14 protein-coding genes are annotated in these 15,623 nt (G+C 67.1%); 5 read left to right on the top strand and 9 right to left on the bottom strand.

What is annotated here, in order from left to right; translation table 11 throughout:
• Window position 1: 1 nt before the first annotated feature.
• The 4 genes from VF643_RS06380 to dusB all read right to left on the bottom strand — a co-directional run bounded on the left by VF643_RS06380 (window position 2) and on the right by dusB (window position 5,791).
• Window positions 2–2,218 (bottom strand): sensor histidine kinase NtrY-like, encoded by a 2,217-nt coding sequence (locus tag VF643_RS06380; RefSeq protein WP_331042535.1) that lies wholly within the window; start codon window positions 2,216–2,218, stop codon window positions 2–4.
• A gap of 68 nt (window positions 2,219–2,286) precedes the next feature.
• The gene (gene ntrC / locus VF643_RS06375; protein WP_331042534.1) at window positions 2,287–3,717 is read right to left on the bottom strand and encodes a nitrogen regulation protein NR(I); all 1,431 of its coding nucleotides are present in this window, start codon (window positions 3,715–3,717) and stop codon (window positions 2,287–2,289) included.
• 24 nt (window positions 3,718–3,741) lie between these two features.
• Window positions 3,742–4,824, bottom strand: coding sequence for a two-component system sensor histidine kinase NtrB (locus tag VF643_RS06370; RefSeq protein ID WP_331042533.1), 1,083 nt, complete (start codon window positions 4,822–4,824; stop codon window positions 3,742–3,744).
• Window positions 4,793–5,791 carry a tRNA dihydrouridine synthase DusB gene (gene dusB, locus VF643_RS06365; RefSeq protein ID WP_331042532.1) on the bottom strand — a complete coding sequence of 333 codons (999 nt, stop codon included), beginning with the start codon at window positions 5,789–5,791 and terminating at the stop codon, window positions 4,793–4,795. Before dusB ends, VF643_RS06370 begins: the two co-directional genes overlap by 32 nt.
• A gap of 76 nt (window positions 5,792–5,867) precedes the next feature.
• Between dusB and VF643_RS06360 the strand changes: the two genes are divergently transcribed.
• The 3 genes from VF643_RS06360 to VF643_RS06350 are packed head-to-tail and all read left to right on the top strand — an operon-like array spanning window position 5,868 to window position 8,037.
• On the top strand, window positions 5,868–6,998 hold the full coding sequence (locus VF643_RS06360) for a bifunctional 2-C-methyl-D-erythritol 4-phosphate cytidylyltransferase/2-C-methyl-D-erythritol 2,4-cyclodiphosphate synthase (RefSeq protein WP_331042531.1): 1,131 nt from the start codon (window positions 5,868–5,870) through the stop codon (window positions 6,996–6,998).
• The gene (locus tag VF643_RS06355; RefSeq protein WP_331042530.1) at window positions 6,995–7,510 is read left to right on the top strand and encodes a hypothetical protein; all 516 of its coding nucleotides are present in this window, start codon (window positions 6,995–6,997) and stop codon (window positions 7,508–7,510) included. The genes VF643_RS06360 and VF643_RS06355 overlap by 4 nt, the downstream gene beginning before the upstream one ends.
• Window positions 7,510–8,037, top strand: a complete 528-nt coding sequence (locus VF643_RS06350) for a CinA family protein (RefSeq protein ID WP_331042529.1) — start codon at window positions 7,510–7,512, stop codon at window positions 8,035–8,037. Before VF643_RS06355 ends, VF643_RS06350 begins: the two co-directional genes overlap by 1 nt.
• On the opposite strand, the gene VF643_RS06345 is transcribed toward VF643_RS06350, so the two are convergent.
• The gene (locus VF643_RS06345) at window positions 7,971–8,456 is read right to left on the bottom strand and encodes a type II toxin-antitoxin system RatA family toxin (protein ID WP_331042559.1); all 486 of its coding nucleotides are present in this window, start codon (window positions 8,454–8,456) and stop codon (window positions 7,971–7,973) included. The genes VF643_RS06350 and VF643_RS06345 overlap by 67 nt on opposite strands.
• The gene (gene lipA / locus VF643_RS06340; RefSeq protein WP_331042528.1) at window positions 8,449–9,387 is read right to left on the bottom strand and encodes a lipoyl synthase; all 939 of its coding nucleotides are present in this window, start codon (window positions 9,385–9,387) and stop codon (window positions 8,449–8,451) included. Before lipA ends, VF643_RS06345 begins: the two co-directional genes overlap by 8 nt.
• Window positions 9,388–9,503: 116 nt before the next feature.
• Here lipA and VF643_RS06335 point away from each other — a divergent pair, with 116 nt between their 5' ends.
• A complete protein-coding gene (locus VF643_RS06335; RefSeq protein ID WP_331042527.1) occupies window positions 9,504–10,133 on the top strand; it encodes a carbonic anhydrase in 630 nt (209 codons plus the stop codon).
• Between the two features lie 4 nt (window positions 10,134–10,137).
• Here VF643_RS06335 and VF643_RS06330 read toward each other — a convergent pair whose 3' ends face one another.
• Together VF643_RS06330 and aspS are read right to left on the bottom strand one after the other, a co-directional pair.
• Window positions 10,138–10,905, bottom strand: coding sequence for a polyphosphate kinase (locus VF643_RS06330; RefSeq protein WP_331042526.1), 768 nt, complete (start codon window positions 10,903–10,905; stop codon window positions 10,138–10,140).
• A 43-nt stretch (window positions 10,906–10,948) separates the two neighbouring features.
• Entirely contained in the window at window positions 10,949–12,742 is a 1,794-nt protein-coding gene (gene aspS, locus VF643_RS06325) for an aspartate--tRNA ligase (RefSeq protein WP_331042525.1), read from the bottom strand.
• A gap of 85 nt (window positions 12,743–12,827) precedes the next feature.
• Here aspS and rnd point away from each other — a divergent pair, with 85 nt between their 5' ends.
• On the top strand, window positions 12,828–14,003 hold the full coding sequence (gene rnd, locus VF643_RS06320; protein WP_331042524.1) for a ribonuclease D: 1,176 nt from the start codon (window positions 12,828–12,830) through the stop codon (window positions 14,001–14,003).
• Window positions 14,004–14,114: 111 nt separating this feature from the next.
• Here the strand turns inward: rnd and VF643_RS06315 are convergent, their stop codons facing one another.
• A complete protein-coding gene (locus VF643_RS06315; RefSeq protein WP_331042523.1) occupies window positions 14,115–15,620 on the bottom strand; it encodes a Ppx/GppA family phosphatase in 1,506 nt (501 codons plus the stop codon).
• Window positions 15,621–15,623: the final 3 nt, after the last annotated feature.

The following is a 15,623-nucleotide window of genomic DNA, read 5'->3' as shown; positions in this document are numbered from 1 at the left end:
GTCAGTTCCGATTACGCGTGAGTGCGGTGAGCTGGCCCCCCCCGGCCGGCTCGGATGTATCGTCCCCCTCATCACACGCGGCCAACAGCCCCGTGTCCAAGGTCATCGTCACGATCGTGCCGCCGCCGGGACGATCGGTGAAGGTGATCGTCCCGAAATGCTCTTCGGCGATCTTCTTGACGATCGCCAGCCCCAGCCCCGTGCCGCGTGCACGCGTCGTCATGTAGGGTTCGATGATGCGGTCGCGCTCTGCGGGCAGACCGACTCCGGTGTCCTCCACGGAGATCGTTGCAAAGCGCGCGTGTTGGCCGGCCAGAATCATCGTGACGCTGCCGCCCGCATCGCCCTTGGCTTCAATGGCTTCGACCGCGTTCTTGACGATGTTGGTCAACGCCTGCCCCAATTGGCGGCGGTCCATCACCAGCGCTGCTGGTGCTTCGTCGGCAACAAGCGTGAAAGTGACGTTGGGATGAGCGACTTCGTGAAGGAAGAGGGCCTGCCGGGCGACGTCGATGAGCGAGTCCGACCGAAACACCGGCTTGGGCATACGTGCGAAGGAGGAGAATTCATCGACCATCCGGCGCAAATCGCCAACTTGCCGCACGATCGTCTCGGTAAGCCGCGCAAAGGTTCCGTCATCGGCGGCGATCTTGCCGCCGTAGCGCCTTTGAAGTCGTTCGGCCGCCAGCTGGATCGGGGTCAGCGGGTTTTTGATCTCGTGCGCGATGCGGCGCGCGACGTCGGACCAGGCGGCCCGCCGCTGATCGAGCAACTGCTGGGTGATGTCGTCGAATGTCAGGATCGGACCCGCATCGGTGCGCACGATGCGAACCGCCAGGGTTCGTGTTTCCCCGCCCAGCCCGGCGATCTCTGCGATCGCCTCTCGTCCTGCGGTGTCGAGCAGAGCATCGAGCTGCGGCGCGACCTCAGCCAGTCGTCGCCCGGCCAGACCTTCGCTGCCCGTGCCGAGCAGCGTCGTTGCGGACGTGTTCGCGATGCGGATCGTGCGATCCGGCCCGGTCGCGATCACGCCTGCCGACACGCCGGCCATCACCGCCTCGATCAGCGCCCGGCGCGCGTCCAGCTGATCGTTGGCGGTGACCAATGCGCTGTTCTGCTGCTGGAGACGCCCGGTCATCTGGTTGAACGCCCTGGCCAGCGTGCCGACCTCATCGCGCGCTCGGGGATCGGGCACGCGCGCCGTCAGATCTCCGGCGGCCACGCGCCGGGCCGCCTCGACCAATTCACCCACCGGCCGCACCAACCGGTCTGCGACCGCCAGCGCGATCCACACGGCCACGCCGACGATCAGCAACGAAAGCGCAAGAAGCGCGACGTTGAAGCGAAGCTGGAGCGAGCGCGAGCGCGATTGCAGCGCGCGATAGTCCGATGACACCGCGGCGCCGCGTTGAAGCTGATCGGCCACCTGTTCGTCGAACACCCGCGAGGTATAGAGATAGGCATTGCTGCCATAGGCTAGCGGCACCAGCGCCGCGGCCCGATCGCGGCTGCGCAGCGTCAACACCTTGGCGCCTGCATCCAGCTGAGCCATCATCGCGGGTGTCACGATATTCTCCATCGGCCGCCCGTAAGGATTGAGAACGACCAGCGGATCACGCTCGTCACGGCGCAGGATCATCGCGTCGGACAACTCGCGATTGTAGGTTTGCAGGAGCAGCAATTCGCTGAACCGCTTGCTCTCGATCGGCATCGCGCGGAGATAGCCCCCGACGTCCGCCGCCATCGCAGTCGTTTGACTCGCGGTGCGATCGATCTCGCGCTGGACGCTAGCCCTGACCAGCCCGGTCGCGCTATCCAGGATCGCACGCGCCCGCTGCGACGAGCCGAACTCCACGCCATATTGCATCAGGAGAGACGCGACGATGGCAACAAGCGTGATCGGCACCGCCGCCATCACCGAGAAGAGGACGACGAGGCGAACGTGGAGCCGCCCCCTACCCCCGACCGGCGACCGGGCGGCACGCCGCATCGCGATCCGCCGCCCGGCCAGCATGATGAGCATGATCCCGGGAACGAGGTTCGCGACCAGCAGGACGGCGACGAATGACGGAGCGAGCAGCGGGCTGCGGCCATCCACACCGGACACGGCCATGTAGCTTCCGACGGCAACCAATATGGCAATGGCAAGCACCGCCAGTTCGACCGCGGCGTTCACGGCAAACCACCCGCGGGCGGCGGCATCGTCACTATCGGTCATCGCGGAAGCGAGCATTAACTCCGCGTTACAGCGTCCGGTGTTGCATGGAAACCACATAATCGCGCAAATCAGTGCGGCGCAGGCTCCTCGGGGCGTGCTTCGATCCCCAAAGTATCGAGTCGCTTGCGCAGCGTGTTGCGGTTGATCCCCAAAGCGCGTGCGGCGCGGAGCTGATTATGGCCGTGACGCGCCAGCATCGCCTCGATCAACGGCCGCTCGACCTCGCCAATGATGTGGTCGTACAGCGTTCCATCGTCGAGTGCGGTGGGTCGCTCCCGCGCGATCCGGTCGATCAGCGCGCGCACCGCGGCGGCCAGATCGACGGCGACAACCGGCCCCGCCGGTAGAGCGGTGCCGATCATCGCGCGGATCGCCTCGGCGTCGATCACCTCGTCGCGTGCCAGGACCGCCAGGCGGCGCATGACGTTCTCCAGCTCGCGGACGTTGCCGGGCCACATGTGCTGCTCCAGCGCGACCAGCGCCTCGGCGGTCAGCCGACGGCGTGGCAGGCCCTGTTCGACCGCGCGATCAAGGAAATGGTACGCCAGCAAAGCGATGTCGCTTCCTCGTGCGCGCAACGGCGGCAAGGCGACGGGAACGACGTTGAGGCGGTAGAACAGGTCTTCGCGGAACAGCCCGGCAGCGACCTGAACCCCCAGATCGCGATTGGTCGCGGCGACGATGCGGACGTCGGCCCGGATCGTCCGCGCGCCGCCCACGGTCGTGAATTCGCCCGATTGCAGGACGCGCAGGAGCCGGGTCTGCGCCTCGATCGGCATGTCGCCGATCTCGTCCAGGAACAAGGTGCCGCCGGCCGCCTGTTCGAACCGGCCGGCGCTGCGTGCGGCGGCGCCCGTGAACGCGCCTCGCTCATGCCCGAACAGTTCGGCCTCGATCAGCTCGCGCGGGATCGCCGCCATGTTGATCGCCACGAAGGGCGCAGCATGGCGAGGCCCGAGATCATGGACCGCGCGCGCCACCAGTTCCTTGCCCGTGCCTGATTCGCCCGAGACGAGGACCGTCAGATCGTTCGACACGATGCGGGCGATGACGCGATAGACGTCCTGCATCGCCGGTGATCGACCGATCAGCGGCAGGGCGCGGTCCTCTGCCACAGGCGCTTCGCCCGCCTGCGCCCCACCCCGCGCAAGCGCGCCCGCAACGGCACGACCCAGAACGTCCAGGTCGAACGGTTTGGGGAGGTAGTCATAGGCGCCAGCTTCCGCAGCGCGGACCGCGGTGGTGAGCGTATTCTGGGCGGAGAGAACGATCACCGGCAAAGTCGGAAAGCGCGCGGCGATCGAGGCCAGATGCGCCAGACCATCGCCATCAGGAAGGATGACGTCGGTGACCAGCACGTCCGGCGCGCCGTTCGCCAGAAGCCGGTCGAGCTGGGCCAGGCTTTCGGCCGTGGTCACACGGTGTCCGGAGCGTCGGAGCGACTGCGCGACCACCGTGCGGATCGCGGCATCGTCGTCGACGACCAGTATTTCGCTCACCGATCGGGGCTCACAGGGCTGCGCTCACGATGCCGCTCTGGGCAGAAGCAGGCGGAAGACCGTCATCTCGGGGATTCCTTCGCGCGCATATTGCACAATGCCGTCCATGTCGCGGACCAGCTTGTCGACAAGAGCGAGGCCCAGCCCCTGCCCCTCGGGTCGCCCAGAAACGAACGGATCGAACAGGTGCTCGGCGATGTCTTCGGGCGCACCGGGGCCGTTGTCGAGTACGCAGATCTCGATCGGAAGGGGTCGGCGAGGACGCCCCGGTGCGACGCTGACCGCCAGGCCGTGCCGATAAGCGGTGGTCAGCACGATGCGCGGATTGCGTACTGCGCGCGCGGCTTCGCGGGCGTTCTTCAGCAGGTTGATGATGATCTGGAGCAACGCGTCGCGATTGATGCTGGCGGGCGGCAGGGAAGGATCGAACCGCTCCTCGATCACGATCCCTCGCGCGAAGCCCGCGAGCGCCACGTTGCGCGCATGATCGAGCAGCGGATAGATGTTCTCGGCCGAACATGGCAGTGGGCGTGTGTCGCCGAAATCCTGCATCCGGTCGATCAGCGCGGCAATGCGATCCACCTCGGTCACGATCAGCGTGGTGAGTTCGCCTGCACCCAGCAACTGGGCGGCGCCGCGGATACCCGACAGCGGGTTCTTGATCTCGTGCGCGAGCATCGCCGCCGCGCCCACGGCGGCGCGGCTGCCCGCGGTACGGTCCGCAGAATGGCCGAGGCGGCGCGATCCTGCCGAGCCGTGAAGCGTGATTGTCCGCCAGCCGGCATGGTCGGGCACCTGCGCTTCGACGAAATCGACCCGGATGCGATGGCCGCGGGCAGTCGCGATCTCGGTATCGTAGATGGCGAAGCCGTGGCCATCGCGCAGCCCCGCCCCCTCCGGCAGTGGCAGGATGGCCGCGAGCGGCTGGCCTACCATCAGCCGTTCCGACAAGTTCAGCAACTGCTCGGCCAGCGCGTTGGCGTGCGCGATCCGATCCTGGGGATCGACGACGACGACCGCCACCGGAAGCGCGGCGAGCAGTTCGGCAAAGCCCGGACGGCCATGACGGGCCGGATCAGGCAGCGTCGCGCCGACGCCAGGGAGCATAGAATTCGGCTAACATTGCCTTGACCCGGTCAGCGTCGGGTACCTGGTTTACGGTGTTGCGGAACTCGGCCGAACCGGGCAGCCCCTTGGTGTACCACCCGATGTGCTTGCGCGCCATGTTTACGCCCGTCACGCTCCCATAATGCTCAAGCATCGCGTCATAATGCTCTGCGATGACGTGATATTGTTCGTCGATCGACGGATCGGCCAAGCGCCGTCCGCTACGAAACCATTCCATGACCTGCCCGAGCAGCCAGGGACGACCATAGGCGCCGCGCCCAATCATCACGCCATCCGCGCCCGATTGATCGAGCGCGGCCTGTGCGTCGTCGATCGAGCAGATATCGCCATTGGCGATGACCGGGATCGTCACCGCATCCTTGACCAAGCGGATGAAGCGCCAGTCGGCCTCCCCCCGGTACATCTGGTTGCGGGTGCGGCCGTGGACGGTGACCAGGCGGATGCCCAGATCCTGGGCGATGTGCGCGAGTTCGGGCGCGTTCAAGCTGTCGTGGCACCAGCCCATCCGCATCTTGAGCGTCACCGGCGCGGCCACAGCCTCGACGATCGCCTGGATCAGTTCGGCGGCCAGCTTCAAGTCACGCATCAGCGCCGATCCGGCATCGCCGTTGGTCACCTTGCGAACCGGACATCCCATGTTGATGTCGATGATCGCCGCCCCACGATCCTCGGCCAGTTTCGCCGCCTCGGCCATTTCGTAAGGCGTGCAACCGACCAGCTGCATCGACACGGGCTCTTCGGAAAGGTGCCATGCCGCCTTTTGCAACGACTGCCGCGTCTCGCGGATGGCGGCTTGGCTCGCGATCATCTCGGTGACGTTCAACCCAGAGCCGTAGCGCCGAACCAGCGTGCGAAACGGCATGTCTGTGACGCCGGTCATCGGCGCCAGCACGACGGGGCTGTCGATCCGGACCGGGCCGATCTGAATAGGGGAGAGCGTGCGCATGATGTGCCTGAAAATCAGGCACTAGGCGAAGCGGGACCTACTGGCAAGCGCGCAGCCCAAGCGCTAGGCGTCGTGTATGAGCCGCCGCATCGTCGCCATTCTCGTCGCCGCCGGAAACGGAACGCGTGCCGGTGGTACGCGGCCCAAGCAATTCGCGACGCTCGCCGGACGGCCGATGGTGGCTCATTCCTATGAAGCGCTGGTCTGCCACCCCGCCATACGGAAAACGATCGTCGTCGCGGATCCTGCGCTTGCTGCCGAAATGCTCCCGGGCGCGTCGATCGTCGCCGGGGGCGCCACCCGTCGCGAGTCGGTGGCTCGCGGACTGGATACCGCAACGACCGCGGGCGCAACGCACGTCCTGGTCCACGATGCGGCAAGGCCATTCCTTGCCGCCACGGTGATCGACGCAGTCGTCGCAGCGCTCGATACGCATGACGGCGCGATTCCGGTTCTGCCGGTCGCGGATACTCTGGCTTTCGGCTGCGATATGCTCGGCGACACCGTGGACCGTGCCGCGCTGGTCCGTGTTCAAACGCCCCAGGGGTTTCGGATCGACATACTGCAGGCAGCTCACGCCGGCTGGCCCCCCGAACTGGAAGCGACCGATGACGCGCAGATGGTGCGCAGGCTTGGCGGGCGCATCGCATTGGTGCAGGGCGACGCGATGCTCGAAAAGGTCACCTACCCCGAAGACTTTGCGGCGGCCGAGGCACGGCTGGCCATGGAGACGCGCACCGCGATGGGCTTTGACGTGCACCGGCTAGAGGCGGGCGTGGAACTGTGGCTCGGTGGCGTGCTGATCCCTCACGACAAGGGGCTGTCGGGGCATAGCGACGCCGACGTGGCGCTGCACGCGCTCACCGACGCGCTGCTGGGGACGATCGCCGCGGGCGATATCGGCACCCATTTTCCGCCGAGCGACCCGCAGTGGAAGGGCGCCGATTCGGCGCGCTTCCTGCGCCACGCCGCCGATCTGATCGCCGCCAGGGGCGGGCGCATCGACTTCGTCGATCTGACGATCGTCTGCGAGGCGCCCAAGATCGGCCCGCACCGCGCCGCGATGACCGCGCGGATCGCCGATCTGCTAGCGCTCTCGCCCGACCGGGTCAGCGTGAAGGCGACGACGACCGAGCGGCTGGGCTTCACCGGGCGTGGCGAGGGGATCGCGGCGCAGGCGGTGGCGACCGTGCGGGTGCCGCGATGAAGCGCCTTGCCGCCCTGCTCGCGATCGTCGCGACACCCGCCACCGCGCAGACCCGCTGCGTCACCGACGTAGAGGCGCAGGCCTTCGCCTCGGTCGCGATGCCCGAGATCATCCGCCAGACCGGCCGCGTGTGCGCCACCGCGCTGCCCGCGACTAGCCTCGTCCGCCGCGCCACCGGTCCCTTCCTCGCCAAATACGATGCCGAGGCGAACCGCGCCTGGCCGGTCGCGCGCACCGCGATCGTCAAGCTGAGCGACCCCGCGATGGAAATGCTGGTGCAATCCGAATTCGCCCGGCCGCTGATAACCTCGTTGCTCGTGCCGCAGCTGGTCGGCCGCATCGCTGTCGGCGATTGCCCGACGATCGACCGGCTGATCGCGCTGCTGGAGCCGCTGCCGCCGCGCAACACCGCCGGGATCGTCGTGGCGACGCTGAAATACCTCAAAGCCGAAAAGGCGAAGGGCCGCACCGTCGACGTCCCCGATCTGCCGCTCTGCGCGGAGCCACGCTGATGGACACGCTCCTCCCCGCCGACCTGGTCGAGGCGGCGTCGCGCGTCATCGCGGCGAACCGCGCCGCCGGGCGGCGGCTGGCGGTGGCGGAGAGTTGCACCGGCGGGCTGGTCTCCGCCGCGCTGACCGAGATCAACGGTGCCTCGGACGTGTTCGATGCCGGCTTCGTCACCTATGCCAATGACGCCAAGATCTCGATGCTGGGCGTCAGTTCGGACGTGCTGGAGACCTTCGGCGCAGTGTCGATCGCGGTCGCCTGGAGCATGGCGCAGGCGGCGTTGTGCAAGAGCGGTGCCGATGTGGCGGTGGCGATCACCGGCATCGCCGGGCCGGGCGGCGGAAGCGTGAAGAAGCCCGTCGGCACCGTGGTCTTCGCCCGCGCCGAACGCGACGCCGATCCGGCGGACGTCCACGCCGACCGCAAGGAATTCGGCGACCTGGGGCGTGGCGGCATCCGCCTTCAGGCGGCGCTATGCGCGCTCGAACTGCTGATGCCGCGCTCCGCGCCGCCTGCCGAGGCGCCGTAAAGCTGGTCCGCGCGCGCTTCGAACGCGCCGATCATCTTGCGCAGCGCGATCCCGAACACCTGCCCCGCCATCATCTCGAACATCCGGTTCTTGAACGCGAAATCGACGGTGAAATCGACCGCGCACCCCTCCCCCTCGGGCTTGAACCGCCAGGCGTTGCGCAAATATTTCAGCGGCCCGTCGACGTAATCCACGTCGATCGCGGTCGCGCGCTGCTTGCGGACGCGGCTGGTGAAGGTCTCGCGCAGCCCCTTGAAGCCGACGATCATGTCGGCGGTCGTCTCGGTTGCCGAATCGGCGCGCACCCGCATCGCGGTGACCCAGGGCAGGAACTCGGCATAACGCTTCACGTCGGCGACCAGATCGAACATCTGCTCGCACGAATAGCGCAGGTGCCGGACCTCGTGATGTTTAGGCACGGGCGGGGACATGGACGGGAACCCCGCCGAGCTTGGGGTCACGTGCCATGCGCAATTTAGCGAAATCATCGCCCGCGTGATAACTTGAACGGGTCAGCGGTGACGACGCAACCAGCGCGAATCCCTTCGCGCGCGCGATGCCAGCATAAGCGTCGAACGCCTTGGGCGTGACGAATTCCGCCACCTTGGCATGGCGGGGCGTCGGCTGGAGGTACTGGCCCATCGTCAGGAAATCGATGTCGGCACAACGCATGTCGTCCATCACCTGATGGACCTCCAGTCGCTCCTCGCCCAGCCCGAGCATGACACCCGATTTGGTGAAGATCGAAGGGTCGTGGCGCTTGACGCTTTCGAGCAGCCGCAGCGAGGCGTAGTAGCGCGCGCCGGGACGGATCGTCGGATAGAGCCGCGGCACCGTCTCCAGATTATGATTATAGACATCCGGCCGTGCCTCGACGATCCGCTCGATCGCGGCCTGCGCCTTGTTGCGGAAATCGGGGGTAAGGATCTCTATCGTCGTGATCGGGTTGGACCGACGGATCGCCTGAATCACCTTGACGAACTGCGACGCGCCGCCGTCGGGGAGATCGTCACGATCCACCGAAGTGATGACGATGTGCTGCAGGCCCATCTGTGCCGCCGCGTCGGCTACGTTCTGCGGCTCCATCGGGTCCACCGCGCGCGGCATACCGGTCTTTACGTTGCAGAAGGCGCAGGCGCGGGTGCAGGTGTCGCCCAGGATCATCACGGTCGCATGCTTCTTCGACCAGCATTCGCCGATGTTGGGGCAGGCCGCCTCCTCGCACACCGTCGTCAGGCTCTTGGCCCGCATAAGTTCGCGCGTCTTGGCGAAGCCCGCCGAGGTCGGCGCCTTCACCCTGATCCAGTCGGGCTTGCGCTGGCGCGTGACGATCGGGGCCATGTCGTTCATGCCGATCCAGATAGTCCGCGCATGCGCAGGGCACAACCGCGCCGGTCGGTCGATTGCCGGTTGGCAGCGGCCAATGAACATGACAAAGGTGTCATGTAATCACTGGCGAGGACGGCATGACGCGTTTCAACGACCTGATCGAGGGCTATTACCGCTTCCGTGGCAACGAGTGGCTGGAAGAGCGCGAACGCTGGACCGAACTGTCCAGCGGGCAGTCGCCAAAGGTGATGATTATCGCGTGTTCGGACAGCCGCGTCGATCCTGCGACGATTTTCGGCAGTAGGCCGGGCGAGGTGTTCGTCGTGCGCAACGTCGCCAATCTGGTGCCGCCTTACGAAACCGGCGGCGGACGGCACGGTGTGTCGGCGGCGGTGGAATTCGCGGTGACCAAACTGAAGGTCGAGGAGATCGTCGTCTTGGGACACGGTGCGTGCGGCGGCGTGAATGCAGCGCTGACCCGCAGCCTTGAGGGGGCGGCACGCGGCGAAGGCGGGTTCGTCGCGGACTGGATCGGGCTGCTCGACGCCGCCCGCGACAAGGTTGTGACCGAGCATGGCGATGGCGAGGAAGGTCAGCGCGCGCTGGAGCAGGAGGGCGTCCGCGTCTCGATGCGCAACCTAATGACCTTCCCGTTCGTCAGCGAAGCGGTCGAGTCGGGCGCGCTGGCGATCCACGGCGCGGTGTTCGCGATCGCCGACGGCAAGCTGCGCGTGCTTGACGCAGACGATACCTTCACGCCCGCGTGAAGGTCTAGCCGAGCGCTTGGCGCGCAACGCGCTCGACTTCGGGGTCGAGGGGCGGCGGCTCCATCGGGACCGCCGCTTCCAGCCGATCTGCAATGGCGTTCAGGGCAGCAATCCGTGCGGCTTTCTTGTCATTGCCGTCGATCACGATCCAGGGCGCGCGCCCTGTGTCGGTGCGCGCGAACATGGTGTGCATCGCCTCGAGGTAGGCGGCCCGTTTGGCGCGGTTGCGAAAATCGTCTAGGCCGGTCTTCCACCGCTTCCACGGATCGTCCAGCCGCGCGCGCAGGCGTTTGTCCTGCTCCTTTTGGGTGATGTGGACGAACAGCTTGACCAGAGTGACGCCGGCCGCCGCCATGTCGGTCTCGAATGCGTTGATCTCGCCATAGCCACGCTCCCATTCCTCAGGGGTGGCATAGCCCTCGACCCGCTCGACCAGGACGCGGCCGTACCAGCTGCGGTCGAACACCGCGATGTTGCCCGGCGCGGGCAGGCGGTTGCGGAAACGCCAGAGGAAGTCGTGCGCCTTCTCCTCCGCGGTCGGCGCGGCGATCGGGAAAACCTCGAAATTGCGCTGGTCCCATTCGGCGACGAGTCGCTGGATGATCCCCCCCTTCCCCGCCGCGTCCCACCCCTCGAACATCACCACCGCCGCGCGATCGTGGGCGATGTGCGCGACCTGGACATGTTCGAGCCGCGTCTGGAGCGCGGCGAGATCGGCCTTGTAATCGCCCTTGTATTTATGCCCGCGTTCATAATCGGCGAGGTCGATCATCTTGGCGTTCCTTCCGGCTATTCGCGGACAGCATCCTACCGAACTATCCCTTCGCCGCCTCCAACGTCGAACGCAGGTTCAATTCGCGCAACTGCTTGGGGCTGGCGAAGTTCGGCGCACCCATCATCAGATCCTCCGCCTTTTGCGTCATCGGGAAGACGATCACCTCCCGGATGTTGGGTTCGTCGGCCAGCAGCATGACGATGCGGTCGATGCCCGGCGCCGAACCGCCATGTGGGGGCGCGCCGAACTTGAACGCGTTTATCATGCCCGCGAAGTTGGTATCTACGTCGGCCTGCGTATAGCCCGCGATCTCGAACGCCTTGTACATGATCTCGGGCCGATGATTACGGATCGCGCCCGACGACAATTCGATGCCGTTGCAGACGATATCATATTGATAGGCGAGAATGTCGAGCGGGTTCTGGGTCTCCAGCGCCGCCATCTCGCCCTGCGGCATGGTGAAGGGGTTGTGGCTGAAATCGACCTTCTTCATATCCTCGTCATATTCGAACATGGGAAAATCGACGATCCAGCAGAATTCGAAGCGACCCTGGTCGATCAGCCCGAGCTGGTCGGCGATGCGGGTGCGCGCCAGCCCGGCCAGCTTGGCCGCCTGCGGCTCCTTGCCCGCGGCGAAGAACAGGCCGTCGTCGGGACCGAGGCCGAGCGCGTCGGCCATCGCCGACATCTTCGCCTCGCCGTGGTTCTTGGCGATCGGGCCGCCCCATTCGCCGCCCTTGCGCGTCGCATAGCCGAGGCCCGCGAAGCCGTCGCCCTGCGCCCAGCCGTTCATGTCGTCGAAGAACTTGCGGCTCTTGTCCGCGGTGCCCGGCGCCGGGATCGCGCGGACGACGTCGCCCGCCTCGACGATCGACGCGAAACGCCCGAAACCAGAGCCTTGGAAGGCTTCGCTCACGTCCGAAATGAGGATCGGGTTGCGCAGATCGGGCTTGTCGTTGCCGTATTTCAGCATCGATTCGCGGTACGGGATGCGCTTGAAGGGCAGCGCCGACACGCTGCGCCCCTTCCCCTGCCAGTCGGCGAATTCCTCGAACACCCCGTGCAGCACCGGCTCGATCGCCGCGAACACGTCGTCCTGCGTCACATAGCTCATCTCGAAATCGAGCTGGTAGAATTCGCCTGGGCTACGATCGGCGCGCGCATCCTCGTCGCGGAAACATGGCGCGATCTGGAAATAGCGGTCGAAACCGGCGACCATAAGCAGCTGCTTGAACATCTGCGGCGCCTGCGGGAGCGCGTAAAACTTGCCGGGATGGACGCGGCTCGGCACCAGATAATCGCGCGCGCCTTCGGGGCTGCTCGCGGTCAGGATCGGTGTCTGGAACTCGGTGAAGCCCTGCCCGATCATGCGCTGGCGGATCGAACTGATGACCTGCGAGCGCAGCATGATGTTCTGGTGCAGCCGCTCGCGCCGCAGGTCGAGGAAGCGGTAGCGCAGGCGGATATCCTCGGGATATTCGGCGTCGCCGGCGACCGGCATCGGCAGCTCCTGCGCATGGCTCTGCACGGTCACGCTCTGCGCGAACACCTCGATCTCCCCGGTCGCCAGGTTCGGGTTCACGGTCGCTTCCGAGCGCCGCTTGACGAGGCCGTCGATGGTGATGACCGATTCGACACGGATCGCCTCCAGCACCGGCAGCGCTGGGGAATCGGCGTCGGCGACGATCTGGGTCAGGCCGTAATGATCGCGCAGGTCGATGAAGAGCACGCCGCCGTGGTCGCGCTTGCGGTGGACCCAGCCGGACAGGCGGACGGTGTCGCCGACGGCGGCCGCATCGAGCGCGGCGCAGGTGTGGGTGCGATAGGCGTGCATGAGATATTCCGGTCTTGAAGGATGCGGGCGCTTCTCCGCCACGCCCGCCTTTGTCAAGGCGCGCGACCCTCGCTATGGCGAGCCGATGCACGTACACCCCCTCATCACCGACAGCGCCGCGCTGGCCAATCTCTGCTTCCGGCTCGCCGATGCGCCTTTCGTCTGCGTCGATACCGAGTTCATGCGCGAGAGCACCTTTTATCCCCAACTCTGCCTGATCCAGATCGCCGACATGAACGAGGCCGCGGCGATCGACCCGATGGCGCCGGGGTTGGACATGCAGCCGCTGCTCGACCTGCTGACGGATAACGAGGACGTTCTGAAGGTCTTCCATGCCGGCGGGCAGGATATCGAAATCGTCTACAATATGACCGGCAAGACCCCCCATCCGCTGTTCGACACCCAGGTCGCGGCAATGGCGCTGGGGCAAGGGGAGCAGATCGGCTATTCCAATCTGGTCGACAGCTGGCTGGGCATCCAGATCGACAAGGGCGCGCGCTTCACCGATTGGGCGCGGCGGCCGCTGGATGCGCGACAGATCGAATATGCGATCGGCGACGTGACGCATCTGGCGGTGATCTTCCCCAAGATGCTGGAGCGGCTGAAGAAGACCGGGCGCGGCGGCTGGCTGGATCAGGAGATGGAGCGCCTGGCCGATCCCGATCACTACGCCAACGATCCCGAGGTCGCGTGGAAGCGGGTGCGCATAGCAAGTCGCAAGCCCGAGGTTCTGGGGCGGCTGAAGGCGCTGGCCAAATGGCGCGAGCTGGAGGCGCAGTCCAAGGACTTGCCGCGCGGGCGCATCGTCAAGGACGAGACGCTGGGCGACATGGCGGGGCATCCGCCCAAGCGGCAGGCCGAATTGGCGAAGGTGCGCGGCCTGTCGGCGACCTGGGCGCAGAATGACATTGGTGGCCGGCTGATGGCCGCGATCGAAGGCGCGAAACCGCTCGGCGAAGACGAGCTGCCGCCACGCGACGACCGCAAACCGGGGTTGGGCAAGGAGGGGGCACTGGTCGCCGACCTGCTCAAGCTGCTGCTGAAGATACGCGCGCGCGATATCGACGTGGCGTCCAAGCTGCTGGCGCGGTCCGAGGAACTGGAAGCGCTGGCCGCCGGCGTGCGCGACGGCCTGCCGATGCTCCAGGGCTGGCGCTACGACCAGTTCGGGCGCGATGCGGTCGATCTGGTCGAGGGGCGGCTGGCGTTTGCGGTCAAGGACGGCAAGCTGAAGATGACGCGTGCGGAGGTTGGGGAGTAGACTTTCCTCGAACAGTCACCCTCACCCTTCCCACCCGGCTACGCCGGGCGGGCCGCTTCCCTCTCCCATTGGGAGAGGGAGAGACGCGCAGCGTCCAAGGGTGAGGGTGAGTCATGTAGGTTTGAGCGTCGCCTTGCGCGCCATCGCCGATGCCAGCGCGATGTGGCGTTTCTCCACCGCTTCGCCGTAGAGCGCGCGGTCCTCGCTCTCCAGCTTGAGGCGCAGATGGGCAGCATTGATCTCCAGCGCCGATCGCTGGAGCGGCCCCGCCAGCCCGCCGCTGAGCCGCTGTCCCAGCCGGATCGCCAAGCCCCAGGTGCGCGCGGTCGCCAGATCGGCGGGGTTCGCCAACCGCGCGAGCGGATCGGGCGAGGCGGTGCCGCCGCCGAGGCTCGTGAACAGCGCCTGCGCCAGGCACGCACGCTCCGACGCGTCGATCGCCACCCAATTGCCGTGCAGCGCCACCTCGACGCCGCGTTCGGCGCGGAATTCTGGGTTCGCACGCCAGCCCACGTCGGCGAGCAGGCAGGCGGCGTGGCGGATGCGCGCCTGGCCTGCACTTTCGCCGGCGAACAGCGGCGCGATCCAGGCGTTGAGCAGGTCGCCGTGTTCGGGAAAGCGGCCGAGCAGCCGCCCCTCCTCGCGCGTCGCGACGATCAGCGGATCGAGCGTGCGGGTGGCGGCGTCCAGCCCGGCGTAGAGCAGCCCTTCGCGCAGGCCGAAGGCGGAGACGATCGTCCTGGTGCTGCCGAGCTGGCGCAGCAGCACGCCCAGCAGCGCGGTGGCATCCCCCAGCGTCGCGGCGCGCGCCGACGACAGCCCCTCGACCGCGCGCATCCGCGGCCGGCCGAGCTGCGCGATCGCGCGCGACAGGCGGGTGATGGTGTCGCTCGCCATCGCATATTGGTGGATGACGGGGAGCGGATAGCCGGTCAGGCTCATGTTCAGCCGCGCCAGCGCGCGCCAAGACCCGCCGACGAGATACAGCGGCAGGCCCGCCCCCTTCCCCGCCCAGCCGGCATCGCGGACCAGCCGCGCGACATGGCGTTCGAGCACCTTGCCGCGCTGGGCGCGAATGCCTGCGATGCGCAGCACGCCGAGCGGGAAGGACACCCGGTCCTCGATCGCGCCTTTGCGGATGCGGACGAGTTCCAGGCTGCCGCCGCCGAGGTCGCCGACGATGCCGTCCGCCTGCGGGATCGCCGACAGCACGCCCTCTCCCGCCCCCTTGGCCTCCTGCTCGCCGGTGAGGATCTCGGGGTCCAGCCCGAGCGCGCGCGCCGCGGCCAGCAGGACTTCGCCGTTCGACGCATCGCGCACCGCCGCGGTGGCGACGGTGCGCACCGTCGTCGCCTCCATCTCGCGCGCCACCGCGGCGAAGCGTTCGAGCGCGACCTGCGCGGTGGCCAGCGCGGCGGCGTCGATCGCCCCCGACGCCGCCAGCCCGCGGCCCAGCCCGGCCATCACCTTTTCGTTGAACAGGATCGCCGGCAGCCGCTGCGGTCCCTGATAGACGACGAGGCGGATCGAGTTCGAGCCGATGTCGATGATCGCGGTACGCGGCTGCGCACCCGTATCGGCGCGGTTGGCGGCGAGGCGGAAGAGGCGCGTCGCCACGCC

Origin of the sequence: Sphingomonas sp. (assembly GCF_036387595.1) — a bacterium.
Taxonomy (GTDB): domain Bacteria; phylum Pseudomonadota; class Alphaproteobacteria; order Sphingomonadales; family Sphingomonadaceae; genus Sphingomonas.
Note: the sequence above shows the minus strand (reverse complement) of the source record. Positions and strands in the feature narration are given on the sequence as shown.